This is a genomic window from Bacteroidota bacterium (assembly GCA_036522515.1).
In the GTDB taxonomy this organism is placed as follows: Bacteria; Bacteroidota; Ignavibacteria; order UBA10030; family SZUA-254; genus VBOC01.
This window is the reverse complement of the sequence record DATDFQ010000024.1, coordinates 110,315-132,942: the sequence shown is the minus strand read 5'-3', so window position 1 is coordinate 132,942 and position 22,628 is coordinate 110,315. Positions and strand designations below refer to the sequence as shown.

Annotated in this window: 16 protein-coding genes; 15 read left to right on the top strand and 1 reads right to left on the bottom strand. The window is 60.0% G+C overall.

The annotated features are described in order from the left end of the window. Positions 1 to 195 precede the first annotated feature (195 nt). The 5 genes from VI215_03980 (at position 196) to dnaG (ending at position 6,271) form a co-directional block, all read left to right on the top strand. Entirely contained in the window at positions 196 to 1,308 is a 1,113-nt protein-coding gene (locus tag VI215_03980) for an ATP-grasp domain-containing protein (protein HEY6191467.1), read from the top strand. Positions 1,309 to 1,316: 8 nt separating this feature from the next. Further along, the gene (locus tag VI215_03975) at positions 1,317 to 2,399 is read left to right on the top strand and encodes an ATP-grasp domain-containing protein (GenBank protein HEY6191466.1); all 1,083 of its coding nucleotides are present in this window, start codon (positions 1,317 to 1,319) and stop codon (positions 2,397 to 2,399) included. Then, positions 2,375 to 2,887 carry a GNAT family N-acetyltransferase gene (locus VI215_03970; protein HEY6191465.1) on the top strand — a complete coding sequence of 171 codons (513 nt, stop codon included), beginning with the start codon at positions 2,375 to 2,377 and terminating at the stop codon, positions 2,885 to 2,887. The genes VI215_03975 and VI215_03970 overlap by 25 nt, the downstream gene beginning before the upstream one ends. A gap of 25 nt (positions 2,888 to 2,912) precedes the next feature. Then, positions 2,913 to 4,058, top strand: coding sequence for a KamA family radical SAM protein (locus VI215_03965; GenBank protein ID HEY6191464.1), 1,146 nt, complete (start codon positions 2,913 to 2,915; stop codon positions 4,056 to 4,058). A 323-nt stretch (positions 4,059 to 4,381) separates the two neighbouring features. Further along, entirely contained in the window at positions 4,382 to 6,271 is a 1,890-nt protein-coding gene (dnaG, locus tag VI215_03960; GenBank protein HEY6191463.1) for a DNA primase, read from the top strand. A gap of 163 nt (positions 6,272 to 6,434) precedes the next feature. Here dnaG and VI215_03955 read toward each other — a convergent pair whose 3' ends face one another. Then, on the bottom strand, positions 6,435 to 8,429 hold the full coding sequence (locus tag VI215_03955) for an FG-GAP-like repeat-containing protein (GenBank protein ID HEY6191462.1): 1,995 nt from the start codon (positions 8,427 to 8,429) through the stop codon (positions 6,435 to 6,437). A gap of 231 nt (positions 8,430 to 8,660) precedes the next feature. Between VI215_03955 and lepA the strand changes: the two genes are divergently transcribed. The 10 genes from lepA to VI215_03905 all read left to right on the top strand — a co-directional run bounded on the left by lepA (position 8,661) and on the right by VI215_03905 (position 22,595). Next, on the top strand, positions 8,661 to 10,457 hold the full coding sequence (gene lepA, locus VI215_03950; GenBank protein ID HEY6191461.1) for a translation elongation factor 4: 1,797 nt from the start codon (positions 8,661 to 8,663) through the stop codon (positions 10,455 to 10,457). Positions 10,458 to 10,514: 57 nt separating this feature from the next. Continuing rightward, positions 10,515 to 11,417 (top strand): signal peptidase I, encoded by a 903-nt coding sequence (gene lepB / locus VI215_03945; GenBank protein HEY6191460.1) that lies wholly within the window; start codon positions 10,515 to 10,517, stop codon positions 11,415 to 11,417. 4 nt (positions 11,418 to 11,421) lie between these two features. Further along, complete coding sequence (lepB, locus tag VI215_03940; protein ID HEY6191459.1) at positions 11,422 to 12,267, top strand: signal peptidase I; 846 nt, start codon at positions 11,422 to 11,424, stop codon at positions 12,265 to 12,267. Positions 12,268 to 12,305: 38 nt separating this feature from the next. Beyond that, on the top strand, positions 12,306 to 13,502 hold the full coding sequence (gene hemW / locus VI215_03935; protein HEY6191458.1) for a radical SAM family heme chaperone HemW: 1,197 nt from the start codon (positions 12,306 to 12,308) through the stop codon (positions 13,500 to 13,502). 42 nt (positions 13,503 to 13,544) lie between these two features. Beyond that, positions 13,545 to 16,292 carry a DUF2723 domain-containing protein gene (locus VI215_03930; GenBank protein HEY6191457.1) on the top strand — a complete coding sequence of 916 codons (2,748 nt, stop codon included), beginning with the start codon at positions 13,545 to 13,547 and terminating at the stop codon, positions 16,290 to 16,292. 103 nt (positions 16,293 to 16,395) lie between these two features. Next, positions 16,396 to 17,514, top strand: a complete 1,119-nt coding sequence (locus VI215_03925) for a glycosyltransferase family 4 protein (GenBank protein HEY6191456.1) — start codon at positions 16,396 to 16,398, stop codon at positions 17,512 to 17,514. Positions 17,515 to 17,517: 3 nt separating this feature from the next. Beyond that, positions 17,518 to 18,507: a glycosyltransferase family 4 protein gene (locus tag VI215_03920; protein HEY6191455.1), complete on the top strand. Its 990-nt coding sequence runs from the start codon at positions 17,518 to 17,520 to the stop codon at positions 18,505 to 18,507. Beyond that, positions 18,504 to 19,895 carry a flippase gene (locus VI215_03915; protein HEY6191454.1) on the top strand — a complete coding sequence of 464 codons (1,392 nt, stop codon included), beginning with the start codon at positions 18,504 to 18,506 and terminating at the stop codon, positions 19,893 to 19,895. The genes VI215_03920 and VI215_03915 overlap by 4 nt, the downstream gene beginning before the upstream one ends. Continuing rightward, positions 19,895 to 21,460 carry a polysaccharide deacetylase family protein gene (locus VI215_03910; protein HEY6191453.1) on the top strand — a complete coding sequence of 522 codons (1,566 nt, stop codon included), beginning with the start codon at positions 19,895 to 19,897 and terminating at the stop codon, positions 21,458 to 21,460. The genes VI215_03915 and VI215_03910 overlap by 1 nt, the downstream gene beginning before the upstream one ends. 106 nt (positions 21,461 to 21,566) lie before the next feature. Then, on the top strand, positions 21,567 to 22,595 hold the full coding sequence (locus VI215_03905) for a glycosyltransferase family 4 protein (GenBank protein ID HEY6191452.1): 1,029 nt from the start codon (positions 21,567 to 21,569) through the stop codon (positions 22,593 to 22,595). The last annotated feature ends 33 nt before the right edge of the window (positions 22,596 to 22,628 follow it).

Sequence of the window (22,628 nt, the reverse complement as noted above, 5' to 3'; positions counted from 1 at the left end):
ACTTTTTCCGGCGCGATGTCATGAAATTCATCTCCAGAATGCATTTTTCTCTTGACAAATCGTTTAAAATGTTTATATTACACATAAGAAATTGATTCAGTGCGTTGTAAGTTTGGATGTGATTCAAATTTTTGTTCAACTAGTCGAGAGGAATTCACGAGTCACTTGTTAGATCTTCCTGCTGAAATGAATCCGATGCGCGTCGCGCTCGTGTACAATCAGAAAAAGGAAGATGCAACACAACAGTCGTTGCCGGAGGACACCGCAGACCCTCCGAGTACTCAGCGAGGAGTTGCATCCAGCCTCGCGATTCGCTCTCACACCTCTCCTTCCACTCAACCTCTCAACGATCTTTACGCAGAATGGGACACGGCTGAAACAATCGAAGCCGTAGCTTCCGCGCTGTCGCAAATTCACCACGTCACGCTCATCGAGGCGGACGGAGAAGCGTACGAAAAGCTTTCTCTCAACCGGCCGGAGTTCGTGTTCAACATCGCCGAGGGGCTTCACGGCGTCTCGCGCGAGGCGCACATCCCCTCCGTGCTCGAGATGCTGCGGATCCCCTACACGGGATCGGATCCCCTCACGCTTGCAGTCTGCCTGGACAAGTCGCGCGCGAAGGAAATCCTCTCGTACTACCAGGTCCCGACCCCCCGTTTCTCAGTGATATCGGATCTCTCCGGGACCGAAGACGCGGGCGTCAGGTTTCCCGCGATCGTCAAGCCCCTTCATGAAGGCTCAAGCAAAGGCATTTTTGACGCTTCGCTGGTGCGCGACAAGGCGGAACTGACGCGCCAGGTGAAGATGCTCCTGGGGACCTACAGGGAAGCGGTGATCGTCGAGGAGTATCTCCCCGGGCGCGAATTCACCGTCGCGATGCTCGGAAACGGCGACCGGTTGAACGTCCTCCCGATTGTGGAAATCAAGTTCGATTCGCTCCCCGCCGGGGTGAACCGGATCTATTCCTACGAAGCGAAGTGGATCTGGGACCGGTCAGACGATCCTCTCGACATCTTTGAATGTCCTGCAAGGATTCCGACGCCCCTCAGCGATGAAATCGAGCGGATTTGCAGGAAGGCGTATAATGTCCTCCGTTGCCGGGATTGGTGCCGGATCGACGTCCGTCTCGACGACGCCGGACAGCCGCATATCCTCGAGCTGAACCCGCTCCCGGGCATACTCCCCAAACCCGAAGACAACTCCTGTTTCCCGAAGGCGGCGCGGGCCGCAGGGCTCGGTTACGATCGCCTCCTGCAGAGCGTCCTCGGTTTCGCGGCGCTGCGATATCAACACAACCCCTCACGTTAGGAGCACCCATGAAGAAAAAACTGACGGTCGCAATCGTGTACAATGAGCCGACGGTGTTGACCAAGTCGGGCCGGAAGTATATCTCCGAGGCCGGGATTCTTCAGGAGGGGGGCAAGCTGCTGGCCGGGACGGCGGACGTATTGACGGACCTTTCGGAAGTCGGAGTGCTCGAGGAGAAGGAAGATATCGCGCGCGCCCTGAACGCCCTCGGTTTCAAAACAAGCATCTTCAATGTGGACGGGGATATCCGGCGGTTTGTGAACTTTCTGCACGACGAGGACCCCGATGTCGTGTTCAACCTCTGCGAGAGCGTCGGCGATTCCTCCATCCATGAAATGCACGCGGTGGGCATCTACGAGCTGATGGGGGTCCCCTACACCGGCTCCGATCCGCTCACGCTCGGCACCGCGCTGAACAAGGTGAGGGTCAAGGAAATTCTCCTCTATAACGGCTTGCCCACGCCGCGTTTCCAGCTGTTCAAGACCTGGAGCCGCATGAGCGTGGACGAGCGGCTCGCCTATCCGCTGATCGTGAAACCCTCCCAGGAGGACGCGAGCCTCGGAATCGAGTCGGATTCGATCGTTTCGAGCCTTGCGGAGCTGCGGAAGAGGGTCCGCTATATAATAGAACAGTTCGACCAGCCCGCCCTCGTGGAAGAGTACATCGACGGCCGGGAACTGAACGTCGGCATCATGGGAAACCGCAAGCCGATCGTCTTTCCGATCTCCGAAATCGACATGTCGACGCTCCCGAAACAATACCACCGGATCATCAGTTACAACGCGAAATGGATGAAGGGGACGGAGGAGTACGAGCACACCAAAGGCCTCTGTCCGGCTCCGCTGCCGCCCGCGCTTGAGGCCACGATCAAGGAGATGGCGCTCCGCGCATACCAGCTCCTCGGCTGCAGGGACTATGCCCGCATCGACTTCCGGCTGAGCAAGGACGCCAAACCGTACATCCTCGAGGTGAACCCCAACCCCGACATCTCCGATGACGCGGGGTTCGCCAGGTCGGCGGCGGCGTACGGTTACAAGTTCGAAGAACTCGTCGGAAAGATCGTTGAATGCGCCCTGGAACGACTTCCCTGATCACCATACGGCCGGCGCGTGCGGAGGACAGGGATGTTATCGGTGACATGCTCGGGAAAACGGGCGCGTTCAGAGACGAAGAAATCGACGTCGCCCTCGAGCTGATCGATGCCTACCTTCACGACACTTCCCAGCAGGACTATGATATCTATACCGGCGTCGACTCCGACGGGACGGTCGCGGGCTATGTCTGCTTCGGGCCCGCTGCGCTCACCAACGGAACGTTCGACCTCTACTGGATCGCCGTCAACCCCGACAGCCACCGCGGCGGGGCTGGGACCCAGCTTCTCCGGCATGTGGAAGAGCTCGTTCAGTCGAGGGGGGCGCGGCTCCTCGTCGCCGAAACCTCTTCCCAGCCCTCGTACGAGAAGGCGCGGTCGTTCTACCGGAAGAACGGATACCGGGAGCTCGCCCGGATAACGGATTATTATACACCCGGGGACGATCTTGTCGTCTTCGGCAAATATTTCTCACAATCAGGAGCGTAACGACTTTATGGAACTGTGGCAGCAAATGCTTCGACAAAGCGTGGACAGCGGAAAGGATCTGGTCGAACGGTTCGGATTCGATAAGGACCTCGCGGACAAGCTCAACTCACTCTTTCATACGCGCATCAATCCTTACTATCTCAGCCTGATCCGCACCCCCGGGGATCCGATCTGGCTCCAGTGCGTCCCGGACGCCCGGGAGCTGATGGAAGACGGGTTTCCCGAAGACCCCCTGGCCGAGGATTCACACAGCCCGGTTCCCAGCATCGTGCACCGGTATCCCGACCGGGTGCTCTTCCTGACGACGAGCCAGTGCTCCATGTACTGCCGGTTCTGCACGCGGAAGCGAAAGGTCGGAGACGCCTCGAAGATCAACATGAAGTACATCCAGGACGGGATCGATTACATTGCGGGAAAGCCGGAGGTCCGCGACGTCATCCTCTCGGGCGGCGATCCCCTGATGCTGACCGATTTTCTCCTCGAAAGGGTTCTCAAGGGGCTGAGGGACATTCCTCACGTCGAAATCATACGGCTCGGGACCAAGATGCCCTGCGTGCTGCCGCAACGCATCACGCCGAAGCTCTGCAAGATGATACGCAAGTACCATCCGGTCTATGTCAACACGCACTTCAACCACCCGTGGGAATGCACGGTCGAGGCCAAGCGGGCCTGCGAGATGCTCGCAGACGCCGGCTGCCCGGTCGGCAACCAGGCGGTCCTGATGAAAGGCGTGAACGACGATCCGGACGTGATGCTGGAGCTCGTGCGTAAGCTTCTGGCGATGCGGGTCAGGCCCTACTATCTCTACCAGGCCGATCTGACCAAGGGAACGAATTATTTCCGCACCCCGGTGAGCAAGGGGCTGGAAATCATGGACAAACTCCGCGGTCATACCTCCGGCCTGGCGATTCCGAGCTACGTCATCGACGCGCCCGGAGGAGGAGGGAAGATTCCGATCCTTCCCCAGTATGTCATCGGAAGAGCCGGAAAGAATATCATCCTTCGGAACTACAAGTACGAAATCTTCACCTACCCCGATCTCGAAGAGGAACCAGCAGGCCATTTGCCGCCGATCGAGAAGGCCTTCAAGCGCAAGAACGGCAAAGGCAACGGAAACGGTAATGGCAACGGGAACGGCAAGACAGAACACGTTGAGGTGGGAACAAGATAGACGCAATCTAATATACCGTCATCCCGGCATGCTTTAGGCCGGGATCTTCATTCTTTCTCGCTCCCACGCTCGAATGATCACTCGCTCCCACGCTCCGCGTGGGAGCGTCCTATTTGGGCGCTCCGCGCCCCGCTCGCTCCCACACCCACCCGCTCGTCATCCCGGCATGCTTTAGGCCGGGATCTTTATTCTTTCCCGCTCCGCGCCCCCGTCGCGCGCGCCCCTCGTTGACATTCAATCCCGCGACCCTTATATTGCTTCGGTATCACGCATCCGCCTGACCGCTCCCCCGGGCGACCATCTGATCGAAATTCTTTGAATCCATGCGCATTCCCCCCGAAAAAATAGACGAGATCCGGGCTGCGACCGATATTGTCGATCTCATCGGCGCGTCGGTCAAGCTCAAGAAGCGCGGGAAGAACTATATCGGCCTCTGTCCGTTCCATTCCGAGAAAACTCCGTCCTTTAACGTCTCAGCCGACCGGCAAATGTACCATTGCTTCGGATGCGGAGTGGGCGGCACCGCGTTCACCTTCGTGATGGAGTTCGAAAAGGTCAGCTTCATCGAGGCGGTCCGGTCCCTCGCCGATCGAGCGGGCATCGCTCTCCCGACCTACTCCCCTGGCGGGGACGCCGCCTCCGACGAACACGAACAGTTGTATGAGGTCTGCCGGACGGCCGCGCTGTTCTTCCATTCCTCTCTCACCGCCGGCAGCGAAGGGAGGCTGGCGCTCGAGTACCTCCGCCACCGGGGTTTCACCGATGAGACGATCAAGGCGTTTCAGCTCGGCTTCGCGCCGAATTCGTGGGACGCATTCCTGAAGCATGCGTCCGAAAAGAAAATTTCGGTCCCCTTGCTCGAATCTGCGGGATTGATCCGCAAGCGCGCAGACGGGTCGGCGTACGATTATTTCCGGGGGCGGGCGATGTTCCCGATCTTTTCCACGACGGGCAGGATCGTGGGCTTCGGAGCCCGGAAACTCCTCGAAGACGACCCCCTCGGCAAGTATATCAATTCTCCCGAAACCCCCATCTATAATAAGAGCAGAATCCTCTACGGCCTGTTCCAGGCGCGCGAGGCGATCCGGGAGCAGGAGGATGCGATTCTCGTGGAGGGGTATGCGGATCTGATCAGCCTCTTCCAGGCGGGTGTGAAGAATGTCGTCGCGTCGAGCGGGACCGCGCTGACGGTCGAGCAGATATTGCTCCTCAGCCGCTACACGAAGAACGTCACGATCGTCTACGACGCGGATTCGGCCGGTTCGAAGGCCGCGCTCCGGGGGGTGGATCTGATACTCGAGCGCGACCTCGATGTCCGGGTCGCGGTACTACCCGAGGGGGAGGATCCCGATTCGTTTGTCCGGAAACAGGGCGCGGACGCGTTCCGCGAGCTGGCCGGAGAGTCGATCTCCTTTATCGATTTCATCGGGCGGATGGCCGAGCGCGAGGGGAAGCTGGCTTCGCCGGAAGGGCATGCGCAGACCGTTCGATCGATCGTCGAGACCATCTCCAGGATGCCCGACGAGCTGAAAAGGAATTTTTATGTGAAGCATGTGGCCGAGAAATACAAGCTCTATGAGTCGTCCCTCTACAGGGAGCTTGAAAAAATACTCGCCGGCAAGCGCCAGCCGGGAGTTGGGCAGACCGTTGTCAGAAAGGCGGTTCCTCCCCGGCCCGCGCCCGTCGAAGCGCCCCCGGCCCAGGCCGGAGAGATCCCCCCCGCCGAGCGTGATCTCATCAACGCGATACTGGACGGAGGAAGGCCGGTTGCGGATTATATCTTCGGCCAGATCCTTCTCGAGGAGTTTACACATCCTCACGCCAAGGCGATCGCCGCCTACCTGGTCCGGCGGATCGAAAACGGAGAGGTGATCGATCCGGCGACGCTGATGGATGACATCGAGGATTCGGGCCAGAGGAAGCTGCTCGCCTCCGCGGTTTTCGCCAAGTACCAGCTCAGCAAAAGATGGGATGTCTCACAGGTGGAACAGGCGGATCCCCTCAAGCTCGCCTCCGACGCCCTCAGAGGTATCCGCGAGCGGTCGCTCAAGAGGATGCTGGCGGAGAACCAGCGCTCGATTGAAGAGGCAAGCCGGCGCGGGGGAGACCTTCTCCCGTATCTCGAAGTCAGCAAGGACCTTCGGAACAAGATCAAGGAGCTGCAGGAAAAGGGGAACGCGAGAGAAATGCCCCACCACGAGGAAATGGAATAAAAAAGGGTGACCTGGAGGAAGTCACCCTTAGGGATGCAGATATGGTTCCATTGAGGAGGAGGTTATCCCCGCTTAAGAATACGAAAGTTCGAATACTCCTTCAAGCGAAACGTGTTCTGGATCACACCGCTGGTAGCCGCAGCCTTCAGGCTGCGTTCTGTTGTTACCGGATCAGCAGCATTTTCATCCGCGCGAAAGACTGCTCGGTCTTCAGCTCGTAGAAAAACACTCCGCTCGCCATTCGCGACGCATCCCAGCTCACGGTATAGGCTCCCGCCTCCTTGACTCCATCCAAAACCGTTGCCACTTCGCGCCCCAGCACGTCGTAGATCCTGAGCGAGACATGATCGGTCGCGGGAATTTGAAACGCGATGTCGGTCTGCGGATTGAACGGGTTAGGGTAGTTCTGCTCCAATGCGAATACACGGGGAATCTCCCGCTCCTCTTTTACCCCGAGAGGGGAACTCACAACGAAGGAGTTCTCCGGGGAGAAGGGCGATCCGCTGTAGGCGCCATCCACCGCCTGAACGCCCCAGTAGTAGGTGCCCTGGGGGAGATTTTTCAGCAACCGGCCGGTCTTTCTGAACGAATTGCCGTCAGTCGGAACGCGCCGATATCCCGTTCCGACGTTGGAAACGGGGGCAACCACATCGCTCAGCCCGGGCGCCGTGCCGATCCGGAGATTATAGGTGAGTTCCGCGCTCGGGGTTTGACCGTCCGACGCACGGCCCCAGCCCAACTGAACGGAATTCCCGTCGAGGAGAGGCTCCGATGGCTGAGGAGTCGCCGGCATGGTGTTGGGCTCCACATTATTATTGTGGTAGAGGATCGTGGTTTGCGCGAAGGGTCCGTTCCACGTCGCGCGTGGAATCGTCGCTCCCGAGACGAGAAGGTCTAGCCTGCCGTCGTTATCGTAATCGCCCCACGCGAGGGATCCGAACCAGGTGCCCACCAGGTTGGCGCCGATGTCGACGAAGGTGCCGTTGTCGTTGCGATAGATCTTCGTGCGCGGATTGCTTCCCGCGTAGAACTCATCAGCACCCGATATCGCGATGTCGAGATCGCCGTCGTTGTCATAATCGGCTATCGCGACTGCGCTTACCATGAACCCCTCGATCGGGACGTTGAGATCGGTGAAGACATCATTGCCGTCGTTCCGGTAGATCCTGGCGGTCGGGACGTCTCCCGGCATGCCGCCGGAGAGCACGATATCCAGATCGCCGTCGTTGTCAATGTCGACCCATTGCGTCGCGCCGGAGTTGACCTCTGCAAGTGTAGCGCCGATATCGACAAATGTCCCGTTATCATTACGGTAAATCTTGCTGAACGCACCGTTGCCGTAGCCGGTCATCAGGAGATCAAGGTCGCCGTCGTTGTCATAGTCTCCCCAGGATGCCGTGGTAGACCAGGACCCTCTGAGTCCCGCCTGAGCGTCGGTGAACGTGCCGTCGTCGTTGCGATAGAGGATCGCATAAAACGTGTTGCCCGCGTCGGGCGAGCCGGTGACGAGAAGATCGAGGTCCCCGTCGTTGTCATAGTCCACCCAGGTGACCGCTCCGCCGGATAGCCCCATCAGCGGAGCTTCGATATCGACGAATCTTCCGTTGTCGTTATGGAAAATCTTCGACACATTCACAAGACTCGACGTATCGAGCCTTCCTGCGATCGCGAGGTCGAAGTTACCGTCCTTGTCGAGGTCGCCCCACGAAATCGATTGATGTTCGGCCCCGATGGCCGGAAGGTCCGTCTGAACTTCCGTGAAGACCCCTCCTCCGTCGTTGGAGTAGATCTTGAATACGTTCCCCTCCACGGAGTAGCCCGACACAATCACATCGAGATCCCCGTCATTGTCGTAATCGAACCATGATCCCCCTCCGCCGACGAGGCCGGGGAACGGTGTCTGCACGGCGGTAAAGGTGACGCTGTCCTCGAGACCGCTTGCCGAAAAGGGAGCCTTTGATTTGACGGAGGTCGCCCGCAGGGGGAGCTTCGAGATGGCTTGAAGATCCCGCGCCTGGAGGGGAGGCCAGGGATACTTTTTCCCCGGCTCAGGGAGCCTGGTCACAGAGATCCGCGGGGCCTGACCGAATGAAAGGCACACAAGAAGGAACAGCGACACGATGGGGGTGAATCTGCGAAACCCGGTTCGAGCGTTCATACATTCCTCAGGCAGGTTATACCGACGATCATGGTTTGTTCAGAGGGTGGTTATCCGGGAGCGTCGATGAATAGCGCACTCCCGGTACGAAAAGTACACATCCACCGTTCTATTGTCAATACGTAGTTTCCCGCCCCATGATTGCAATTCAGGCTATTTTGTGGTATATTTTAGCAGAGATCCCGCCAAAACGAGCGGGATTATTTTTGCAGTCTCCCAATCCGTCAATTAATGGACCACATCCGCAACTTCTGCATCATCGCCCACATCGACCACGGCAAGTCCACGATCGCGGACCGGCTCCTGGAGCGCACGGGGACCGTCACGGAGCGGGAAATGAAGACGAACCAGGTCCTCGACGACATGGAGCTGGAGCAGGAACGCGGGATCACGATCAAGCTCCACGCCATCCAGATGAAGTACCTCGCGCAGGATGCGAAAACCTACACGCTGAATCTCATAGATACCCCCGGCCACGTCGATTTTTCGTATGAAGTCTCCCGCTCGCTGATGGCGTGCGAGGGCGCGATCCTCGTGGTGGACGCGTCCCAGGGCGTCGAAGCCCAGACCATCAGCAACCTCTATCTGGCCATCGACGCCGGGCTGGAGATCATCCCGGTCATCAACAAGATCGATCTCCCGAGCGCGATGGTCGATCAGGTGAAGCGCCAGATCATGGATCTGCTCGGCTGCGCTGAAAGCGACATCATCCTGGCGAGCGCCAAGATGAAAACGGGCGTCGACGAGATCCTGGAATCGGTCGTCCGGCTCATTCCCCCTCCGAAGGGGGATCCCGATGCGCCCCTTCGCGCGCTGATTTTCGATTCGATTTTCGACGGATACCGGGGATCGATCGTCTACATCCGCGTGTTCGACGGGACGCTTCGGGAAAAGGACAAGATCCGCTTTTTCGTGACCGACAAGGAGTTCGACGCGGAGGAGGTCGGCATCCTGGAGATGCACCGCATCAAGACGAAAGAGCTTTCCGCCGGCGACGTGGGATATCTCATCCCCGGCGCGAAGGACGTGCACGATACGAAGGTCGGCGACACGGTGACGAACGCCCTGTCGCCCGCATCGGGCCCGCTCCCCGGCTACAAGGAAGTGAAACCGATGGTGTTCGCGGGCCTCTACCCGGTGAACGCGGATAATTTCGCCGAGCTGCGCGAGTCGCTCGAAAAGCTCCGCATGAACGACGCGTCCCTGGTGTTTGAGCCCGAGTCCTCGGTCGCGCTCGGCTTCGGGTTCCGGGCGGGGTTCCTCGGCCTGCTTCACATGGAAATCATCCAGGAGCGGCTCGAGCGCGAATACGAGCAGGAGCTCATCACGACCGTGCCCAACGTGGAATACCGCGTCGTGAAGATCGACAAGAGCGTGGTCCTCGTCGACAACCCGGCCCTGATGCCGGCGCTCGGGGACATCGACCACGTGGAGGAGCCGTACATCCGCGCGCAGATCATCACGCCGTCGGAATACATCGGGAACATCATGAAGCTCTGCACGGAACGGCGCGGCATCTATAAGAATACGACCTACATCGATCCCTCGCGCGCCGACCTCCGTTACGAGCTGCCGCTGTCCGAAATCATATTCGATTTCTACGACAAGCTCAAGTCGACCTCCCGCGGATACGCCTCCCTCGATTACGATTTTCTCGAATACCGGGAGTCCGACCTCGTCAAGCTCGATATCCTCCTGAACGGCGAATCGGTGGACGCGCTCTCCACGATCGTGCACCGTGACAAGGCGTACGAGTGGGGGAAAAAGCTCTGCGCCCGCCTCCGGAAGCTCATCCCCCGCCAGATGTTCGAAGTCGTCGTGCAGGCGGCGATCGGGAGCAAGGTGATCGCCCGCGATTCCATTTCCGCCTTGCGGAAGAACGTGATCGCAAAGTGTTACGGTGGCGACATCTCGCGCAAGCGGAAGCTGCTCGAGAAGCAAAAGGAGGGGAAAAAGCGCATGAAGCAGGTCGGGCGCGTCGAGATTCCCCAGGAGGCGTTTCTCGCGGTCCTCGCGATGGAAGATTAGGCCGGACCGATCCGGAGAATGAACTGAAGCATTTTCTTCAACCATCAATGAGAGATCATGGCGAACAAAGGTGAACAGGCCGCCGGGCCGGCGGATCAGCGCAACGGGCCCTCGGCGGTAAGCGCTTTTTTCAAGGAGATGGGGATCATCTTCGGAGCCTTCCTTCTCCTCAACAGCTTCGTCCTCGCGTCGTTCGAGGTCCCGACCGGGTCGATGGAGAACGAGATCATGACCGGCGACTTCCTCCTCGTGAACAAGTTCGTTTTCGGAGGAACCACGCCAAGGACAATTCCGTTTACTAATACGAAGATCCCCGCGTTCAAGCTCCCCTCGCTCTGGACTGTCGAAAAGGGGGACGTGATCGTCTTTATTTTCCCCGGAAACCGCGACGAGGTGGAGCCGGCGGAATTCGCCTACTATCTGAAGCGGTGCATGGCGACCGCAGGGGATACGCTCCAGGTCATCAACCGGGTTGTCTACATCAACGGCCGGCCGGCGCCGGTTCCGCGCAACGTGAAATTCAATTCGACCGTCGTCAAGCCGCAGGGCCTCGCGGACGAGCACATCTTCCCGAAGGGAATGCCCTTCAACGAGGACAACTACGGGCCGGTCGTCATCCCCAAAAAGGGCGACAAGATCAGCCTCACCCGGGAGAGTTTCGAGAGGTGGAGGATCTTCATCCGCCGCGAAGGGCACACCGCGAAGATGACGGAAGGGAAGGCGTATGTTGACGGCGTTGAAAAAGAGACCTACACGGTGGAGAGGGATTACCTTTTCGGGATGGGTGATAACCGGGATAATAGTCTGGACAGCCGATTCTGGGGATTCATACCGGTCGAATCGGTCGTGGGAACTCCGTTGATCGTCTACTGGTCGTGGGATCCGGAATCTTCGATTTTCCAGATATCCGACAAGTTCGCCAGCGTTCGCTGGGGCAGGTTCGGAACGCTCGTAAAATAGGCAGATGAGATCCATTCGACATACTCTGGAACAGGCCGGCACGTTGGCCCGTAAACGGATCACCGGCTACGCAGGCGTCCTGCTTGTCGCGATCCTGGCCGCGTTCCTCCTGAAAACATTCGTTGTCGGAGCGATCCGCGTTCCGTCCGGGTCGATGGAAAACGCGCTCCTCCCCGGGGATTGTGTGCTGATCAACAAACTCGTTTACGGCCCCAGGACTCCGGAGAAGCTTCCCTTCTCCGAGGCGAAGTTTCCGGAACTCCGTATTCCAGGCCTGAGAAAAATTGCCCGCGGCGACGTGATTGTCTTCAGTTTCCCGGGGGATGCCGACGGCTCCGCTCCGGACGAGCCCGTCTACTTCGTCAAGAGGTGCGTCGCGCTGGGCGGCGACAAAATCGAAATCCGTGACGGAACGTGTTACGTGAACGAAGAGGCGCTCCGGGAGCCGGTGAGTGGAAATGCCGGACAGGGCGCCACGGCAGGCCGGTTTCCGCCGGCGATCGTTCCGGCGCGGGGAGATTCGGTTACGCTTACTTCCGCCAATTTTTCCCTCTGGGAAAATCTGATCCGGCGGGAGGGGCATGACATTCGGTGTGGCGAGCGTTCCGGCGTCACCATCGACGGGATACCTGCGAATAAGTACGGGTTCGAGAAGAACTACCTGTTCGTCCTCGGAGACAACAGGGACCGGAGCTACGACAGCCGGGCATGGGGATTCCTGCCGGAGGAGAACGTCATCGGGGAGGCCATGATGGTCTACTGGTCTTCGCCCGGGGATGGCCCCGGATCGGGGGGAACGGACGCCCCCGGATCGGTCCGCTGGGACAGGATCGGGATGTTTGTCCGATAAATCTATGACAGCCCTCTCTTTTTACTTTTGAGCATTTCTTGCCGGGTATCTACTTCCATATTCCCTTCTGCGAACACAAGTGCATCTACTGTGATTTCTACTCGATCGAAACGCTCGATCCGGTCGATGAATTCCTCGCCGCGCTCAGGCGCGAGATAAAAGAACATCCTTCCTCCGGATCGCCGGAGGAGTTTACCACGATCTTTTTCGGCGGCGGCACCCCGTCATTGCTCGAACCCCGCGTGATCGGCGAGCTGATCGGGCTCGTGACGAAGACGTTCCGGATCGCAGCGGGCGCGGAAGTCACGCTCGAAGCCAATCCGGGGACGGTCGATCTGAACAAACTGAAGGGGTACCGGGACGCCGGCGTCAACCGGCTCAGCTTCGGAATCCAGTCGTTTCATGAGGATGATCTCAGGTTCCTCACCCGCATCCACAGCTCCGGACAGGCGATCCAGGGTGTTCGGATGGCGCGCGAGGCGGGCTTCGGGAACGTGAGCCTCGACCTCATCTTCGCTTTGCCCGGTCAGACGATGAGCCGGTGGGAACAGAACCTGCGCCAGGCGGTGGAGCTCGAGCCGGGCCACATCTCCGCCTACAGCCTGATCGTAGAACCGAAGACGCCCCTCTTCGAAATGGTGAAAACCCGTCAGGTATCGACGCTGCCGGTCGAAACCGAAGCCGAACAGTACGAGTTCACCATGCAGTTCCTTCACGCCGCGGGATACGAACACTACGAGGTGTCGAACTACGCCAGGCCGGGCTTTCAATCGAAGCACAACAGCGGATACTGGAACCACTCGAACTATATCGGGTTCGGGCCTTCGGCGCATTCGTTCAGCGGGAACCGCCGGTGGTGGAACACCAGGAGCGTCCGGGCCTACTGCGATGCGCTCGCATCGGGAAAATCCCCTGTCGCCGGCTCGGAGACCCTCACGAAGACGCAACTGCTGGATGAAGCCGTCATGCTCGGCCTTCGCGGGGAGGGACTCGATCTCGCCGCGCTTCGCGCCCGGTATGGAGTCAACCTCCACGAACGCAAGTCTCTCGAACTACAGGACTGTATCACCGGAGGCCTCGCGATCCTCGATGGTGAAACGCTTCGCCTCACCGATAAGGGGTACCTTCTCTGCGACGAAATCTGCGAACTCCTCCTCGCCCGCGTCGATCCGGACGCCGATTCCTTGCGATTGCTTCAGAATTCCTCTATATTGACGGCGAACGCCGCCGGTTGAGCGGGTGTTGGAGTGTTTTTTGAGTACTTGAATGAGGATTGAATGTCGGATAAAGTGATAAACCGCGCAGTTGCGCTCGGAGTATTTCTCGTCACGGCGGTGGTCTACCTGAAGACCCTCTCCACCACGGTCGTGTTCTGGGATGTGGGCGAATTTTGCGCGGCCGCGAGGCTGCTCGAAGTGCCGCACCCGCCCGGCGCCCCCCTCTTTGTTTTCATCGCACGCATCGCCTCGCTCATCCCGTACCGCGACGATATCGCTGCCCGCATGCACGCCGTTTCCGCGATCGGAAGCGCGCTCGGCATCATGTTCCTCTACCTGGTTGCCGTGAGATTCATCGAGATGTTCCGCGGTGCGACGCAGAGCCTCACCGACAGGATCGTCGTCTACGGCGCTTCCGCCATCGGCGCCTTCGCGCTTGCCTTCTCGACGACCTACTGGGATAATTCGATCGAGGCGGAGGTGTACGGGATGGGAATGTTCTTCGTTTCCTTCTGCCTCTGGCTGGCGCTCCGGTGGTGGGATCATGCCGACGAGCCGCACAATGAGAAATACCTCCTCATGATCGCCTACATGCTCGGCCTCTCGACCGGCATCCACATCCTGGCGCTGCTCGCCACGATCCCGATCCTGATGATGGTCTATTTCCGCAAATATGAATACAGCCGCAAGGGCTTTTTCCAGTTCGGGCTCGCCGCAATCGCGATTTTCTTCGTGATCTACCCAGGGATCGTCCAGTTCCTTCCCGGGCTGCTCGACGGCGACTTTAAGGGGACGCAGAGCGAATTCTTTCCGTTCATCCCGCCGCTCTGCGTGGCCGCGGCGGCGTACGGAGCGTACCGGTCGTACAAGACGCACCATAAGATGGTCCATATCGGTTGTCTCTCGTTTCTCCTGATCGTGGTCGGATACACGACCTACACCCAGGTCATCATCCGGTCGAACGTCGACAACCTTCCGATGAAGGAGAACAACCCGAACAACCTCTCGCGGCTGACGAGCTATCTCACGCGCGAGCAGTACGGCGATACGCCTCTCCTGAAGGGCCAGAGCTGGGACAACGAGACGCAGACGTACGTGGAGAAGGTCTTCCCGCGGCGGTATTCGCAGGAAGCGATGCACGAGCCGACGCGCGTGAATTACACGAGCGACGGAGACTTTCTCTGGCGCTATCAGATCAACCACATGTTCGTCCGCTACGTGCTCTGGAATTTCGTGGGGACCGAAGGGGACTGGCAGGACGCCGGTGTCAGCTGGAAGGAGTCGTTCGGGATCCCGCTCTTTGCCGCCTTGCTCGGGCTCTGGTTCCATTTCCGGAAGGATTGGAAGATGGCCTCGGTGCTGATGGCGATGTTCATCATCATGGGTATCGTGCTCGACCTCTATCAGAACCAGCAGGATCCCCAGCCGCGCGAGCGCGACTATTTTTATGTCGGCGCCTATTACGTGTTCTGCGTCTGGATCGCGATCGGAATCGTCGGCCTCTTCGACGCGTTCCGCAAAGGGTTGCAGCCGAAACTCGTGCAGTGGGCGGCCGTCGCTCTGGTGGCGGTCTTCGCATTGACGGTGCCGGTCAGCCTCGCCCGCAGCAACTGGCGCGAGCACGACCGGAGCCAGAATTACATCGCCTGGGACTATTCGTACAACCTGCTGCAGAGCTGCCCCCAGGACGCGATCCTCTTCACGAACGGGGACAACGACACGTTTCCTCTCTGGTACCTCCAGGATGTCGAGGGCGTCCGCCGGGACGTCCGCACCGTGAATCTGAGCCTCGTAAACACGCAGTGGTACATCCACCTGTTAAAAAATGACACGCCGTTCGGCGGTAAGAAGGTGGCGCTCTCGCTCACCGACGACCAGATCGAAAGGATCGGACCCGTCCGGTGGACTCCGCGAAAAGTGGACGTCCCCGTGCCGAAGCGCGTGGCCGAGCGGTTCGGATCGTCCGATTCGACGGTGTTGAACCAGGGCAAGATTTCCTGGACCATGAACGGCCAGCCCTACCAGCAGGACATCCGGTATCTCCGCGTGCAGGATATCATGGTGCGCGACATCATCCAGTCCAACCACTGGGAACGCCCGATTCACTTCGCCGTCACCTGCGCGCCCGATTCGAAAATCGGGCTTGATCCCTACCTCTGGATGGAAGGACTGACGCTCGAGCTGAGGCCGATGAGCTTCGCCACGCAGGAAGGCGGGAACGACATGAAAATGATGGAGGCGAATTTTCTCGCGAGGGATGTGAAGGCCTCCAAGACCGAGCAGCACGGATACCTGTACAGGAACCTGAACAACCCCGACGTCTACTACGACGAGAACGTCCAGCGCATGGTGATGAACTACCGGGCGGGGTTCATGCGGATTAGCGATTATTACAACCGCACAGCCAATGACAAGCGGAAAGCCCGGGACGTCATGGCCCGCATGGAAGACGTGGTCCCGATCAGCGTGATTCCGATGCAGGACTGGCGCTACACCTTCTATGTCGCCCGCCTGTTCAACGACCTGGGCGAGAAGGACCGTTTCGACGCCTACGCGAAGAACGTCGAGGCGAAGTGCGAGGAGCTCATCGCCTCCGGGCAGTACGACCAGTCGGACGGATCGAGCAACCCGTATCTCATCCTTTCGGAGCTCTACGGGATGCGCAAGGAGTATCCGAAGGCGATCGACATGCTGAACAACCTGGCCGTGCAGTACCCCGATCAGACGGGATGGATCAAGAACCAGATCAACATGTACGACAAGCTGCAGAAGGGTGGCGCCGCTCCCGACTCGACCCGACCGCAATAATCCGCCCGGGGCCCGTCGAACACCTGCCTTTCTTCGACATCCTCGACCCGGGAACTTGAAGCCGCTCCGCGTGAGGCCTCACGCCGCCGCCTAGCGTTTCCCCATGAAGATCCTGATCTTTAACTGGCAGGACATCAGGAACCCCCTCGCGGGCGGCGCCGAAGTCCACCTCCATGAAATATTTTCGCGTGTGGCCGGGATGGGCCACGAGGTGACCCTGTTCTGTTCTTCGTTCGAAGGAGCCCCAAAGGAGGAGACCATCGGCGGGATCAGGGTCGTGCGGGAAGGCGGCCGTTACCTCTTCAATTTTCTCGTTCCGCTCCGGTACCGGCAACGGTTCCGGCGCGAGGGATACGATGTGGTCATTGACGACCTGAACAAGATCCCGTTCCTCACCCCGCTCTATGTCCGCGAGCCGCTCGCCCTCATCGTTCACCATCTGTTCGACACCGTGATCTTCCGCGAAGCGATTTTTCCGCTTGCCCTCTATGTCTACCTCGCGGAACGGGCGGGGGTCGCGCTCTACAGGCGCAGCCGCATTCCCGTCTTTGCGGTCTCGCCGAGCACGAAGGAGGTGCTGCTGAACCGGGGGTTCGGCGCGTCGGGCCTCGAGATCGTTCCCAATTGCGTCGATCACGGGCGCTTTCGCCCCACCGGAGTGCAGAGGAGCGGGACCCCGCTCATCGGCTACATGGGGCGGTTGAAAAAGTACAAATCGGTCGATCATCTCCTCCGCGCGTTCGCGATTCTGCTCCGGGGCATGCCCGATGCGAAGCTGGTCGTCATCGGCGAGGGAGACGATCGGAGCGATCTCGAGCGAAGCGCGAGGCAGCTCGGCATGGAGGCGTCGGTCCGGTTCACCGGTTTTGTGAGCGAAGAGGAGAAGGTGCGGCTTCTGCAGGAGGTCTGGTTTCTGGTGAATCCGTCCTCGGTGGAGGGATGGGGCCTCACGGTGATCGAAGCGAATGCCTGCGGGACTCCCGTCATCGCCAGCGACGTTCCGGGCCTCCGGGACGCCGTCAAGGACGGAGAAACCGGTATCCTCTATCCGTACGGAAATATCGAGGTGCTCGCGGAACAGATGATCCACCTCGCCGGAGATTCCCGGCTGAGGAACGCTCTCGCGAAGGGGGCGCAGGACTGGGCGGGAACGTTCGACTGGCAACGTGTCGCGGAGCAGACGGTTGCGCTCCTCCTCCGGCAAGCCCGCAGGGAGAACTGACCGGTGGCAGACCGCCAGAACCTGACAGTCCTTTTTATCTCGGCGTTCCACACTCCGTTCATCCAGGACGATATCGATCTCCTCGAACGGCATTTCACCGTCCGGAAGAAGATCGGGCACGGGCTCGGAGCCGCGCTGAGCATCGCGGTGGGAGCGTTCGGAAGCGACGTTGTTTTTTGCTGGTTCGCTTCGGTCTATGCGTTCATCGGCGTGGCCTTCGGGAAGTTGTTCGGGATGAAATCGGTCGTCGTCGTCGGGGGCGTGGATGTCGCCGGAGACGAGGAGTTGAAGTACGGCCTCTGGTTGAGTCCATGGAGGGGGCGGCTCGTCCGGTTTGCGCTTCGCGGCGCATCCCGCGTCCTGGTCGTCGACCCGAGCCTGAAGGACGACGCGATCCGGCTTGCCGCCTATGACGGCGGGAACATCCGGTACCTTCCGACGGGCTACAATCCGATGGCGTGGAAACCGGCGGGTGAGAAGGAGCCGGAGGTTTTGACCGTGGCGGTCGTGAACGAGCGGAGCCGCCTGAAGGTAAAGGGGATCGATTCGCTGGTGGAGGCCGCCCGCCGGCTGCCCGGAATGACGTTCACCGTGATCGGAGTCGACGAGCGCTTCTGGCGGACACTCCAGCCTCCCCTCAACATGCGCTTTCTCCCGATCATGGCGAGGTCCGAGCTTCTCCCGTACTATCAGCGCTCGAAGGTCTACTGCCAGCCCTCCTTGAGGGAGGGGTTGCCGAACACCCTTTGCGAGGCGATGCTCTGCGGCTGCCTGCCGGTCGGCTCGGACACCGGCGGGATCAGGACCGCCGTGGGAGAGACCGGAATCCTTGTTCCGCCGGGGGAGATCGAATCGCTTGTCGAAGCGCTGCAGAAGGCGATCGGCGCCGCAAGCGATGCGGGCCTCCGGGCGCGGGCGCGGATCGTGGCGATGTTTCCGCGGGAAAAGCGGGACGCCGAATTGCTCACGTTGCTCGATTCGTTCGCGCAATGAAGCAGCACACCGGAAACGCTCTCTCGATCGTCCTGAGCGACATCGGTCGCAGGGGTTTCGGTTTCCTGACATTTGCGTACCTCGCGCGGAAGCTCGGTCCCTCGGACTTCGGCGCGATCAACGTGGGGTTCACCGTCCTTTCGTACGCCGCCATGACGGCCGCGGGGGGCCTCACCGTGTTCGGCACGCGGGCTGTCGCGCGGGGCGAAGGCGCGGCGCTTGCCGGCCCCGTGGCCGGAGCGCGGCTCCTGAACTCGCTCGCCCTCCTTGCAATCGTCGGCTGCATCATGTTCGCTGTCCCGAACGCCGCGACCGCCGCATTGATTCTTCTCTTTTGCCTCTCGCTGATTCCCAATGCGCTGAATCTCGACTGGTATTTCCAGGGGAAGGAGGAGATGGCCTCCATCGGAGCCGCCCGCACCCTGTCGGCCGCCACCTATTTCATCCTCGTGGTGGCGCTCGTCCGGACGCCCGCCGACCTTTTGCTGGTGGCGGTCGCGGCGGTGCTGGGAGACTCGGCCGCGGCGGCCTACCTTGGGGTGAGTTTCCGGAGGCGATTTCCGGCCGAGCCGGCAAGGCCCGCCTTCTCCGGGTGGAAAACCCTCGTGTTGAAGTCCTTTCCGCTCGGATTGGGCTCCCTTCTGGCTCACCTGAGCGTGAATCTCCCTCCGCTTGTTCTCGGCATCCTGATGACGAACGCCGACGCGGGGATCTACAGCGCCGCGGGGAAGCTTGTGACATTCCTTCTCGTGGTCGATCGCGTCGTTTCCACGCTCCTCCTCCCGGCCTCGGCCCGGTCGTTCGGCCAATCTCCGGAGGCGCTCTCGCGGATACTGAACCGTTCCCTCAAGTGGATGATCCTCATCGCGCTCCCGCTCTGCGCGGGGGGATCGTTGCTCGCCAGCCGGATTATCGGGCTTATTTTCGGCGACCGGTTCATCGCCTCGGGGGGAGTGTTCAGCGTTCTCGTCTGGTTCTTTCTCGCCACCCTTCTTCATACCGTTTACACGACGGGATTGATCGCCTCCGGGCAGGAAAAGCTGTACGGCAGGATCATGATGATCAGCGCCGGGATCTACCTTCTTCTGACGGTCGGGCTTACGTTCCTCTACGGGCCGGTTGGTTCGGCAGCCGCGGTCGTTTGCTCCGAGGCCATCGCGGTCGTCATCATGGCGAGGCGGCTCGCGCCGTTCGTGCGCGTCGGGTTTCCTCCATCGGCGGCAAAGGCGCTCATCGCCACTGCGGGGATGGCCCTGGTCCTCGTTCTGCTTCCATCCGTCTCTCTCTGGCTTTTGATCGCTTCGGCGGCGGCGGCCTACGCGGCGCTCCTTGTCGCCACCGGAGCGATCCGGCGCGACGATCTTGCGGAATTGCGGGGGTCGGTCTGATGCGGATCCATGTCGGCATTCTCGGCGCAGATCCCGGCTGGCGGATACTTCTCAGGCAGGAGGGAATACCTCATTCTCCGCTTACCGGCAGCGCTTCAGCCGCCGAAATCAGCGCCATGGCCGTTTCGGGCGGGATTGGACCGGAGGATCTTGAAATCGTCCGGTCGTTTCTTGCAGGGGGAGGCGCGGTGCTCTGTCCGGGAAGCGTGTTTGGCCCGCTCTCCGGGGGCAGGACGAAGAGGTCCTTCATCCGGCATCTGCTCGGGGACGAGAGCGGCAGGGTTTTTAACCCCGAGCTGACCGACCTTTTTACGGAAGGCGAGATTCCGGTGAACGCCAACTCCCTGCCCGGATCCGGAGCGCCCTCCGGCTACGTCGGGGAATTCGGAGGAGGGCACCTTGTGGTCCTTCCGTTCGATCCGGCCGCTCTTGCGAATGACCGGAGGGTGGCGACCAAATCGTTTTATGCGGTGAACCGGCGCCTCCCGTTCGAGCGGGTGTCGCTCGTCTCAAAAGGGGGGCTTCTGAGGATCGTCTCCAGGGCTCTGACGATCCTCCACCACCGGCGTGGTTTACCCTACGTTCATCGGTGGTATTATCCCTCCGATCGGCAATCTCTGTTCGCCTTCCGGATCGACACCGATTATGCGGCCCGGCCGGAAGTCGAAGCCCTCCGAGACCTTGCCCGCGGCTCGAAGATCCCTCTCACCTGGTTCGTCGACGTGGGGAGTCAAAAGGAATTCCTTTCGTTGTTCGGTGAAATGGCCGGAGACGAGAATGGAGACGAGGTGGGGGTCCATTGTTTTCACCACCGCACCTATTCCGAACCCGCGGCCCACGCAGAGAATATTCGGAAGGCCGTCCGGGCATTTGAATCGGCGGGTTTGCGCGCCCGGAGCTACGCGGCGCCCTATGGCCTCTGGAGCGAGCGCCTGGCAGAAGCGGTCGAACAATTCAAGTTTGTCTACTCTTCGGAATTTTCGTACGATTATGACGATCTCCCGTCGGTTCCTCACCTCCCGGCGGGGTTCATTTCCACATTGCAGGTCCCGGTTCATCCGATCAGCATCGGAAGCCTTCGGCGCCAGGGGTTCCGCGAAGAGGAGATGACGGCATACTATCGCGCTCTCATCGATCGCAAGATTCAGGCACGGGAGCCGGTCTTCCTCTATCATCATCCGAAGAACGCGCACCCCCGGGTTCTTGAGAAGGTGTTTGAGATGATACACGAGCGGTCTCTCCAAGCGGTCCGGATGATCGATTTCGCATCGTGGTGGATGCGCAGGGGCTCGGACGAGTGCCAGATTTCAATTGACGGATCATCGGTCCGGGTTGGGGGAGAGGCGGCCGCAGACTCACAGGTTCCGTGGTTACACATCATCCGTCCGGACGGGATGGAGGCTTTCACAGAGCCGGGGTCCGGCGTGGAGCTCGACTCGTTGGACTGGAAAGCGCCCCCCGCCTGGCCGCCGCTTCCCTCGGACATCGGACGCACGAGGCGATTCAACCCGTGGATACCGGTTATTCGTACACAGGATAAGATTACGAGTCTCTTCAAAACATGATCGAACCAGGTCAACTTCATCACATTTTTGTCATCCTGAGCGAAGCGAAGGATCTCAGATTCTTCGTCGCTCCGCTCCTCAGAATGACAGCGGGAGTGTGTGCCTAATGCACGTTTGCCTCGCGACATATCACTCCGTCATGATGCTGAAGGGCGGGCCACGGACGCAGATCCTCCAGATGAAGAGCTGCCTTGAGCGGCGCGGCGTGGAGGTCAGCCTCTTCAATTCATGGGAGGAGATCCAGAAGGAGGATGTCGATCTGATCCACATCTTCGGAGCCAACCTCGGCACCTATCACTTTGCCCGCGAGGTTCACAAGCTGGGAATTCCGACCGTGGTCACGCCGATCTTCTTCACCCGCCATTCGTGGCCGTTCGTCCGATCGATCGTCGGGATGCACGGGATGATTCGCAACCTCGCGCGCGGGACCTGGACCGATTACGGCATCGCCTCGGAAATCTGTTCGTGGGCCGCAGCCGTGCTGCCGAATACGCAGCGAGAGGCGGAGTTGGTGGAGCACGGACTGGGCGTCCCAGGGGAGAAAATCGAAGTCATTCCGAACGGCGTGGAGCAGAGGTTTCATGAGGCCGACCCGGGGCCGTTCCGGGAGAAATACGGGATCCGGGATTTTGTGTTGAACGTCGGGCACATCGGGCCTCCCCGCAAGAACGTGTTGCGGCTCATCCGGGCGCTCGAAGACGTGAACGTCCCCGCCGTGATCATCGGCAGGATCGAACAGAACGAATACGGGTTAAAGTGTCTGGAGCGCGCAAAACAGAATCCGCGCCTTGTTATTATTGACGCTCTTCCGAACGAATCGGATCTTCTCGCCTCCGCGTACGCGGCGTGCGACGTCTTCGTGCTTCCGTCGCTCTTTGAAACTCCGGGAATCGCCGCGCTCGAGGCGGGGCTCGCCGGTGCGAAGATCGCGATCACGAAGTACGGCGGGACGGAGGATTATTTCGGGCCGTACGCGGAATACATCGAACCCACCTCCGTGGAGCTGATCCACCACGCGATAATCTCTTCCTTGAACAAGCAGAAGGATCCCGCTCTGAGGGAGCGTATCCGGACGAAATACCTCTGGGACAGGGTGGCAGAGCTCACCAGGGAGATCTATGCCCGCCTCATCTGATATCCTGTAACCCTTTATGCCACAAGAGCTTAT